8 protein-coding genes and 1 pseudogene are annotated in these 9,062 nt (G+C 73.7%); 7 read left to right on the forward strand and 2 right to left on the reverse strand.

Annotated elements, in window-relative coordinates:
- Positions 1 to 141 precede the first annotated feature (141 nt).
- The gene (locus ACZ6MA_RS08380) at positions 142 to 945 is read left to right on the forward strand and encodes a hypothetical protein (protein ID WP_469432060.1); all 804 of its coding nucleotides are present in this window, start codon (positions 142 to 144) and stop codon (positions 943 to 945) included.
- A 64-nt stretch (positions 946 to 1,009) separates the two neighbouring features.
- The gene (locus tag ACZ6MA_RS08385; protein ID WP_469432062.1) at positions 1,010 to 1,765 is read left to right on the forward strand and encodes a bestrophin-like domain; all 756 of its coding nucleotides are present in this window, start codon (positions 1,010 to 1,012) and stop codon (positions 1,763 to 1,765) included.
- Here the strand turns inward: ACZ6MA_RS08385 and ACZ6MA_RS08390 are convergent.
- Positions 1,743 to 3,044 (reverse strand): cytochrome P450, encoded by a 1,302-nt coding sequence (locus ACZ6MA_RS08390; protein WP_469432063.1) that lies wholly within the window; start codon positions 3,042 to 3,044, stop codon positions 1,743 to 1,745. The genes ACZ6MA_RS08385 and ACZ6MA_RS08390 overlap by 23 nt on opposite strands.
- Positions 3,045 to 3,220: 176 nt before the next feature.
- Between ACZ6MA_RS08390 and egtA the strand changes: the two genes are divergently transcribed.
- From egtA to ACZ6MA_RS08415, 5 genes are all read left to right on the forward strand, one after another.
- Entirely contained in the window at positions 3,221 to 4,501 is a 1,281-nt protein-coding gene (gene egtA, locus ACZ6MA_RS08395; protein WP_469432065.1) for an ergothioneine biosynthesis glutamate--cysteine ligase EgtA, read from the forward strand.
- Complete coding sequence (gene egtB, locus ACZ6MA_RS08400) at positions 4,498 to 5,823, forward strand: ergothioneine biosynthesis protein EgtB (protein ID WP_469432066.1); 1,326 nt, start codon at positions 4,498 to 4,500, stop codon at positions 5,821 to 5,823. Before egtA ends, egtB begins: the two co-directional genes overlap by 4 nt.
- The gene (gene egtC, locus ACZ6MA_RS08405; protein WP_469432067.1) at positions 5,823 to 6,578 is read left to right on the forward strand and encodes an ergothioneine biosynthesis protein EgtC; all 756 of its coding nucleotides are present in this window, start codon (positions 5,823 to 5,825) and stop codon (positions 6,576 to 6,578) included. Before egtB ends, egtC begins: the two co-directional genes overlap by 1 nt.
- Positions 6,575 to 7,564 (forward strand): L-histidine N(alpha)-methyltransferase, encoded by a 990-nt coding sequence (gene egtD, locus ACZ6MA_RS08410; RefSeq protein WP_469432068.1) that lies wholly within the window; start codon positions 6,575 to 6,577, stop codon positions 7,562 to 7,564. Before egtC ends, egtD begins: the two co-directional genes overlap by 4 nt.
- 186 nt (positions 7,565 to 7,750) lie before the next feature.
- Positions 7,751 to 7,972, forward strand: coding sequence for a dodecin (locus ACZ6MA_RS08415; RefSeq protein ID WP_469432070.1), 222 nt, complete (start codon positions 7,751 to 7,753; stop codon positions 7,970 to 7,972).
- Positions 7,973 to 8,008: 36 nt separating this feature from the next.
- Here the strand turns inward: ACZ6MA_RS08415 and ACZ6MA_RS08420 are convergent.
- Positions 8,009 to 8,950, reverse strand: a pseudogene (locus ACZ6MA_RS08420) (phosphatidylinositol-specific phospholipase C domain-containing protein); the annotation flags it as partial.
- Positions 8,951 to 9,062: the final 112 nt, after the last annotated feature.

Here is a 9,062-nt window from a genome sequence, read left to right on the forward strand (position 1 = left end):
TGAACCCACGGGGAACGCCCGGTCGATACACCCTTTTTGGCCGTTATGGCGCACACACAACGCACACAGTTATTCATCCCTTGGGAGGGATTCGCGGCAGGACGCGGCCAAGGGGAGCGTGCGCACCGGAGGATCTCCGTCGTGAACGGATGGGTGCCGGCAGGGCGGACGGGGATGGTGGCCTTCGTGGCCGTACTGGCGACGGCGGGGGCCGGGCCCGCGTGGGCCGGCGAGGCCGGCGGCCCACCGGCCGTGGGGGCTCCGGCCACCACGGGGCCCGGTGACCTCGCGCGGGACACCGGCCGCCCCACCCGGCAGGACGCCGACGTCCGCACCGCGCTCTCGGCCGCCCGCCGCTCCCACGACGTGCGCATCACCACACACGACGGTTCCTCCTCCGTCGTCATCCACGAGAGGCGTCGTCACACCGGCGCGCCCGGCCGGCGGCCCCTCACCGTGACCGCCGTCTCGGGCGACGGTCTGTCCTCCGCCGTGATCCACGACGACGACCGGTGCCTGACCGTCGGCGCCCACGCCCCGGGGCACTCGGCCCTGGTGCGGATCTGCGGGCCACGGGCCCCGCGCCCCGGGCCACCGGCCGCGCCCCGCCCCGCCCCGGCTCCCCCGGTCCCGCCACCGGCAGCCCCCGCCCCGCCGGCTCCCGCCTCCCCTCCCGCACCCGCCACCCCGCCGCCCCCGCCCCCACGTCCCGTTCCGGTCGGGGTCGACGCGGTACCGGCGCCGCCGCCCCCGGTGGTCCGGCCCGCTCCCCCGGCGGTCTCGCCGAGACCCGCGGCCGCCCGGATCGCTCCGCGCGCCTATCACCGGGCCGATGCCAAAACGCCCGACGGCGGGCCCTCGATGGTCACGCTCATGCTGCTGCTCACGGCCCCCGCCGTACTCGCGGCGGCACTGCTGCGGCCCCGCGGCGGCGGACGGCGCTGACCCGCCACCGCCGCGCCGCCCTCCCGCTCCCTCCACTCCCCCCTGTCCGACCCCGGAGGTTCCCTTGTCCGAATGGCTGGTCCTGACTCTGGCGATGGCCGCCGCGTGCGCCGTCGTCCTGACCATCACCGTGCTCAAAGAGCGCCGGATCGGAGTGGACTACGACCCGTCCCAGACCCCCGACGTCATCGAGTACATGACGATGATGGTCGGGGTGGTCTACGCCATTGTGCTGGGTCTCGCCATCGCCGGCGTCTGGGAGGCACGCAACAGCGCGCAGCAGGCGGTCGCGGCCGAGGCGCAGTCCCTGCACGAGATCAGTGAGCGGGTACAGGCGTACGCACCGGCCGCCCGGGACCGTACGCGCGAGGACATCGACACGTACGTGACCTACGTCGTGCACACCGAGTGGCGGCACATGCTGGACAAGGGGGATCTCACCGACCGGGGGGCGGAGCTGCTGGGCAAGGTGCGCCGGGATGTGACGGCGTATGTGCCGCGCAACGACCAGGAGGGGCAGCAGTACCAGCCGCTGCTGGACCAGGTCGCGGCGGCGGACGCCGCGCGTGGCGGGCGGGCGCAGAACGCGGAGGCGACGCTGCCGGGCGTGGTGTGGTTCGGTCTGATCGCGGGGGCCCTGGTGGCCGTGGGGCTGATCTTCACGTTGCAGATCCGGCGCTCGCCCCGCGAACTGCTGCTGGCGGGGCTCTACAGTGCGCTGATCGCCTTCCTGCTCTTCCTCGTCTGGGACTTCAACTCTCCTTTCGGTCACGATGTCGCGGACGCGACCGGCCCGTTCACCGATCTGTTCGCCATTTGACGGGCAGGTGCTTGAGGCCGTTCTGGAAGTTGGACGCCAGCCGGACGGCCTCACCCGCCCGCTCCAGGCCGGGCAGCCGGTCGATCGTGACGCGCAGCATGGTCCGCACCTGCACGCGCGCGAGGTGGGCGCCCAGGCAGAAGTGCGGGCCGAAGCCGAAGCTGACGTGGTCGTTGGGGGTGCGGGTGATGTCGAAGCGGTCGGGGTCGGTGAAGACGCGCTCGTCCCGGTTGGCGGAGGCGTGGAAGACGACGACCTTCTCGCCGCGCCGGATGCGCCGGCCGCCGAGTTCGGTGTCCCGGGTGGCGGTGCGCCGGAAGTCCATGACGGGCGGCCAGTAGCGCAGGACCTCCTCCACCGCCGAATCCGTGAGGTCGGGCCGCTCCCGCAGCAGCCGGTACTGCGCGGGGTGGTCGAGGAGCGTCTTGAGACCACCCGGGATGCCGTTGCGCAGCGTCTCGTTCCCGGCCGTCGCGAACAGCAGGAACATCGTCTCGAACTCGTCTTGCGTCAGGCCGCCTTCGCGCATCTGGGCCATCACGCTGCCGGGGCGGGCGCGGTCCGCCAGGGCGTGGGCGTAGACGAACATGTCGGCGAGGGCCTCGTGGGTGCGCGGGGCGGCCACGGTGCCGTCGGGGCGGACGAGCCCGGCCGGCCGGTGCGCGAGGGCCGCGCGGCCCATCGGGCTCAGCGTCCCCGGGTCGGCGGTGCTGGAGCCGGCCCGCTCGGTGTCCTGGTAGCCGATCACCCGGTTGGACCAGTCGTACAGCAGCCGCCGGTCCTCCTCGGGTACGCCCATGATGTGGGCGAGGGTCCATACGGGCAGGTCCGCGGCCAGCTCCACGTAGTCCGTGGCGCCGAGGTCCGCGACGGAGCCGACGAGGGCGTGCGCCCGCGCCTCGATCACGGCCTCCAGCTCCCGCACGGCGCGGGGGGTGAAGGCGGCGGAGACGATGCGCCGCAGCCGCGCGTGGGCGGGCGGGTCCTGGTTGAGCATCATGGTCCGCAGGAACGCGAGGTCGCGCTCGGTCTCCGGGTCGGCGATCTGGGTGGCGCCCGCGTGGGAGGAGAAGATCTCGGGGGTCCGCAGCACGTGCTTGACGTCGGCGTGCCGGAAGACCGCCCAGAAGCCGGGGCCGCCGGGCCAGGGCCCCACGGCGGGTTCTCCGATCCGGCACACCGGGGCGGTGGCCCGCAGTTCCCGGTACCGGGCGTAGGGCACGCCGCGCGCGTAGGTCTCGGACAGGAAGACGTCGGCGGTCACCTCGTGTGAAGTCACCTCATGGACGGTATGTCCTCCCCTGGCGGACGCGTCAAGGGCTGGCGACAATGTCTCGTGACCCGGCGCCGTCCGGACCGGGGCCGCGTGGCTGGTTCTCGCCCCCATGCCCTCTTGAAGCGGCGGGCATGCAATGGCTTAGGTGGTACGGACCGAACGTACGGGAGGTACGGACCGTGACCGACAGCAACGACCTCAGAGAGGACCGCGACCGGCTGGTCGACGCGGCCGACGCGGACGCCTACGTACGCGGCATCTGTTTCAAGACCGGGCCGCCCCGGCTGCTCGGTGTCGAACTGGAGTGGCTCGTGCACGACGCGCACGACCCCCTGCGTCCGGTCGACCCGCCCCGGCTCGCGGCCGCCGCCGAGCGGTTGCGCGCGCTGCCGCTGCGGTCGCTGCTGACCGTCGAGCCCGGCGGCCAGTTGGAGTTCTCCTCGCAGCCCGCGAGTTCGCTCGCCTCCTGTGTGACGGAGGTCGCCGCGGACCTCGCCTTGGCCCGCGCCGAGCTGCGCGGCCTCGGGCTCGTCCTCGCCGGATACGGCAAGGCCCCCTGGCACGAGCCGCCCCGGGTCGTCCACGATTCCCGCTACGACGCCATGGAGAACTACTACGGCCGGTGGAACGACGCCGGAGGCACCATCATGTGCCGGACGGCATCCGTCCAGGTCTGTGTGGACGCGGGGTACGAGGAGCCCGGCCCGCTCGGTTTCGGGCGCCGGTGGGCGCTGGCGCATCTGCTGGGCGCGGTCCTGGTCGCCGCGTTCGCCAATTCCCCGCTGCACATGGGCCGCCCGACGGGCTGGCGTTCGACCCGCCAGGCCTGTTACGGGCGGACGGACCCCGGCCGCACCCTGGCCCCGTCCGACCGTCTCGACCCGCGGTCGGCCTACGCGGCGTACGCGCTCGAGGCGCCGGTGATGGTGCTGCGCTCCGACGACGCGCCCTGGGATCCTCCCGAGGGGCTGAACCTCAGCCGCTGGATCCGCACCCGGCGGCCCCGGCCGCCGACGATCGACGACGTCGCCTACCACCTGACGACGTTGTTCCCGCCGATACGGCCGCGGGGCCACCTGGAGCTGCGCATGATCGACGCGCAGCCCGGGGAGGACGGCTGGCTGGTGCCGCTCGCCGTCACCGCGGCGCTCTTCGACGACCCCGTGGCCACCGAGACGGCCTACCGGACGGTGAAGGCGCTCGCGGACACGGCGGGCACCGACCCGGCGCCCCGCAATCCGCTGTGGCGCAACGCCGCACGGTTCGGGCTGGCCGATCCGGAGCTGCACGCCGCCGCCACCGTCTGTTTCGCGGCGGCCCGTGAGGCGCTCCCCCGGCTCGGCGCTCCACCGCACGTGCTCGACATCGTCGACGACTTCAGGGCCCGTTATGTGGACCGCCACCGATGTCCCGCCGACGATCTGCTCGACCGTGTGAACGGCAAGGAGATCCGCCGATGACCGTGCCCGGCCGGGATCCCGACCTGTTCCGCCGACGGGCCGTGGACGCCCTCGTCACCGCGCGCGAGCGCACCGGTGTCCTCACCGGCTGTGTGGACGAGCGGGAACTGACGGCCCAGCACTCGCCGTTGATGTCCCCGCTCGTCTGGGACCTCGCCCACATCGGCAATCAGGAGGAGCAGTGGCTGCTGCGCGCCGTGGGCGGCCACGACGCGCTGCGGCCCGAGATCGACTCGGTGTACGACGCGTTCGAGCACCCGCGTGCCGAGCGGCCGGCGCTGCCGCTGCTGGCGCCCGCCGAGGCCCGGGGCTATGTCGCGGACGTCCGTGACCGGGTCCTGGACGTGCTGCACGGCGCCTCGCTGCGGGGCGGGCCGCTGCTGGAGGCGGGCTTCGCCTTCGGGATGATCGCGCAGCACGAGCAGCAGCACGACGAGACCATGCTGATCACCCATCAGCTGCGCCGCGGCCCGGCCGCGCTCTCGGCGCCCGCACCGCCGCCGGCCGCGCCGGACGCGGCGCTGCTGCCGTCGGAGGTGCGGGTCGAGGGCGGGCCGTTCACGATGGGCACCTCCACCGAGCCGTGGGCCCTGGACAACGAACGGCCCGCGCACCACCGCTTCGTGCCCTCGTTCTTCATCGACACGCTGCCGGTGAGCAACGAAGCGTACCTGCGCTTCATCGACGACGGGGGCTACGCCGATCCGCGCTGGTGGCATCCCGAGGGCTGGGAGCAGGTCCGCCGGGAGGGGTTGACGGCGCCGCTGTTCTGGCGGCGCGAGGGCACCGGCTGGGTGCGCCGGCGGTTCGGGGTGGTCGAGCCCGTCCCGCCGGACGAGCCGGTGCTGCACGTCGGCTGGTACGAGGCGGCGGCGTACGCGGCGTGGGCGGGGCGGCGGCTGCCCACGGAGGCGGAGTGGGAGAAGGCGGCCCGCCACGACCCCGGCTCCGGCCGTTCGCTGCGCTACCCGTGGGGTGACGCCGACCCCACCCCGGAGCGGGCCAATCTCGGCCAGCGCCATCTGCGGCCGGCCCCGGTCGGGGCGTATCCCGCGGGTGACTCGCCGCTGGGCGTACGGCAGCTGATCGGTGACGTGTGGGAGTGGACGTCGAGCGATTTCCTGCCCTACCCCGGGTTCCGGGCGTTTCCCTACCGCGAGTACTCCGAGGTGTTCTTCGGCGACGCCCACAAGGTGCTGCGCGGCGGTTCCTTCGCCGTGGACGCCGTCGCCTGCCGGGGGACGTTCCGCAACTGGGACCTGCCGGTGCGCCGGCAGATCTTCGCGGGCTTCCGTACCGCCCGTGACGCGGAACCCGTCTGATGTGCCGCCATGTGGCCGTCGTGGGGCGTGCGGCGCCCCTCGGCGAGAGCCTCCTCGCGCCCCCGCACTCGCTGTTCCGGCAGTCGTGGGAACCCCGGCGGCAGCTGCACGGGACGGTCAACGCCGACGGGTTCGGCGTCGGCTGGTACGCGGCGGACGACCCGGTGCCCGCGCGCTACCGGCGGGCCGGGCCGATCTGGGCGGACGGCTCGTTCCTCGATCTGGCCCGTGTCGTCCGCACCGGGGCCCTGCTCGCCTCGGTGCGGGACGCGACCGTCGCGGACCCGGACGGGGAGGCCGGCGCGGCCCCCTTCACGGCCGGGCCGTGGCTGTTCAGCCACAACGGCGCGGTGACCGGGTGGCCGGAGAGCGTGGCACCGCTCGCGGCGGCGCTGCCACCGGCGGCACTGCTCCGGCTCGCCGCGCGCTGTGACTCCGCGTTCGTCTGGGCCCTCGTGGAGCACCGGCTGCGGGAGGGCGAGGCGATGGGGCGGGCACTGGCCCGGGCGGTCGCGGCGCTGGCCGAGGCCGCCCCCGGCTCCCGGCTCAACCTCCTGCTCACCGATGGCACCGCGATAGCCGCCACCGCCTGGGGGGACACCCTCTGGTACCTCGACGGGACGGACGGCCGCACGGTCGTGGCCTCCGAGCCCTACGACGACGATCCGCGCTGGGTGGAGGTCCCCGACCGCACCCTGCTCACCGCGACCCCCACCGACATCACGCTGCGCACGCTCAAGGAGCCCTGTCTGTGAGCCGGAGCCCGTTCGCCCTGACCCGCACCCTCCCCCCCGACGCGACCGCCGCGGCGCTGCGCGCGGACGTCGCCGCGGGGCTGACCCGAACCCCCAAGGAACTGCCGCCGAAGTGGTTCTACGACGCCCGGGGCAGTGAACTGTTCGACGAGATCACCCTGCTGCCCGAGTACTACCCGACCCGCGCCGAGCGGGAGATCCTCATCGACCGCGCCCCGGAGATCGCCGGGGCCACCGGTGCCCGGACGCTCGTGGAACTCGGCTCGGGGTCCTCCGACAAGACCCGCCACCTCATCCGGGCCCTGCCCGCCCTCGACACGTATGTGCCCGTCGACGTCAGCGAGAGCGCCCTGCGGGGCGCGGCCGGCACCCTGCTCGCCGAGCATCCGGCGCTGGCCGTACACGCCCTCGTCGCCGACTTCCAGTACGGTCTCGCCCTGCCCGAGACCCCCGGCCCGCGCCTGGTCGCCTTCCTGGGCGGCACGATCGGCAATCTGCTCCCCGCCGAGCGGGTGGCGTTCCTCGCGGCCGTACGGTCCGAACTCGCGCCCGGTGACGCCCTGCTGCTGGGCACGGACCTCGTGAAGGACGAACGGACGCTGGTCGCCGCGTACGACGACGCGGCGGGGGTGACGGCCTCGTTCAACAAGAACGTCCTCGCGGTCGTCAACCGCGAGCTGGGCGCGGACTTCGATCCGGACGAGTTCGAGCACGTCGCCCTGTGGGACGCGCGGCGGGAGTGGATCGAGATGCGGCTGCGGGCCCGCACGACGCTGGTGGCGAAGATCCCCGCGCTGGACCTGGCGGTGCCCTTCGCGGCGGGCGAGGAGCTGCGCACGGAGGTGTCGGCGAAGTTCCGCCGGGCCGGGGTCGACGGCGAACTGGCGGAGGCCGGACTGCGCATGACCCACTGGTGGACGGACACGGAGGGACGCTTCGCCTTGTCGTTGTCCGTACCGGGTGCTCCGCGGGTCGGCCGGGGTTAGGCCGTTCGTCGCCGCCTGCGGCGGCGGGCGCCCTGCGGGCGCGTCCTCAAGCGCCGGACGGGCTTCCGGCGCTTGAGGACATCGCCGCACGGTGGTGATGCGGACGGCGGCGCTTGCCTCGCGTAGTGCCGTGGGGTGCACGACGGTAGAGGGGTCGAGACCGCCCAGTCGTCTGGAGAAGCGCCCATGACGCATCACAGCCATACCTACCGCGTGACCGAGATCGTCGGCTCGTCCCCGGACGGCGTGGACGCCGCCATCCGCAACGGGCTCACGCGGGCCTCGCAGACCCTGCGGAATCTCGACTGGTTCGAGGTCACGCAGGTCAGGGGCCATTTCGACGGAGGCGAAGTCGGTCATTACCAGGTGGGTCTGAAGGTCGGCTTCCGCCTGGAGGACAGCGCCTGACCCCGGCCGCGGGTGCCCGCGGCCGGGAGGCGGGGGTCAGCCGCGGGGGACCACCGTGGACAGCGCCTTCGGCAGCGGGTACCAGTCGGCCGTCGCGAAGCTGGCGTGGGTCTTGGCCATGAGGTCGACGCGGGCCCGGGCCTGGGCCTCCGTCGGCTTGGTGCCGTCGATGACGGGCGGCACCTTGTGCGCGTCGGTCATGACCACGAGGTAGTGCCGGTCGTCGTACCAGGCGGTGTCGATACCGCCCTTGGCGTACGTGGCGGCGTCGCCGTCGAAGACGACGAACCACGGGCGGATGGTGGCGTCCGCGTAGCGCGTGCGCGGGTCACCGGCCACCGCGCCGTGCACGGCGGGGAAGGCGCCGGCCTGGCGGAGCCGGCCGGCGGCGGCGAGGTCGCGCAGGTGCGTGGCGTACTCGCGGTCCGTCCACAGCCGGTCGGCGGGGTTGCCCTCCTCCACCGTGCCGGGTATCAGCTCCACGACGAACTTGCCCGCGAGCGCCGACCGGCTGGGCCAGCCGCCGGCCCGTACGGCCTGGTCGAGGTCGGCGTGGCCGGCCGCGAGGTCGGCGGGCCGGTAGAGGGCGTCGCCGAGCTTCTCGGTGAGCAGGGCGTCCAGCTCGGCGGGGCCGCGCCCGCTGTTGGCGTTGAACCCGTCCTTCATCTCCACCTTGAGGAAGACGGGCCGGTGGCCGGGGTGGGCCTCGTGCCAGGCCCTGATGTCGGCGAGGCAGCCGGAGAGGGGCTGGTCACGGGACTTGGTGCGCAGCTCGGCGGGGGACGCGGCGCCCTCGCAGTTGTTGGTGTTGCGCACCGGGTTGGCGTGCGAGACGCGGAAGGCGCGCCCGCCGAAGCCGTTCGTCCAGACGTCGAGTTCGAGGAGCGAGGCCCCCGAGTCGAGGGCGTCGGCGAAGTAGGGGTACTTGTCCTGGAGGTAGGCGTTGTGGACCCCGACGGACGTGGTCGCGGAGTAGGGGGGGGGGGGGGGGGGGGGGGGGGGGGGGAGGGGGGGGGGGGGAGAAAGGGGAGAAAGAATTGTGGAGGTAAAGGACACCGCTCCCCCAAAAACCACCCCCCACTGGTTGGAG

Source organism: Streptomyces sp. NPDC042259 (assembly GCF_055582085.1).

What these genes read in the sequence shown, in the direction of transcription:
- egtB (WP_469432066.1), top strand. Translation starts at nt 4,498, where the DNA reads ATGACCGTGCCCGGCCGGGATCCCGACCTGTTCCGCCGACGGGCCGTG.
- egtC (WP_469432067.1), top strand. Translation starts at nt 5,823, where the DNA reads ATGTGCCGCCATGTGGCCGTCGTGGGGCGTGCGGCGCCCCTCGGCGAG.
- ACZ6MA_RS08415 (WP_469432070.1), top strand. Translation starts at nt 7,751, where the DNA reads ATGACGCATCACAGCCATACCTACCGCGTGACCGAGATCGTCGGCTCG.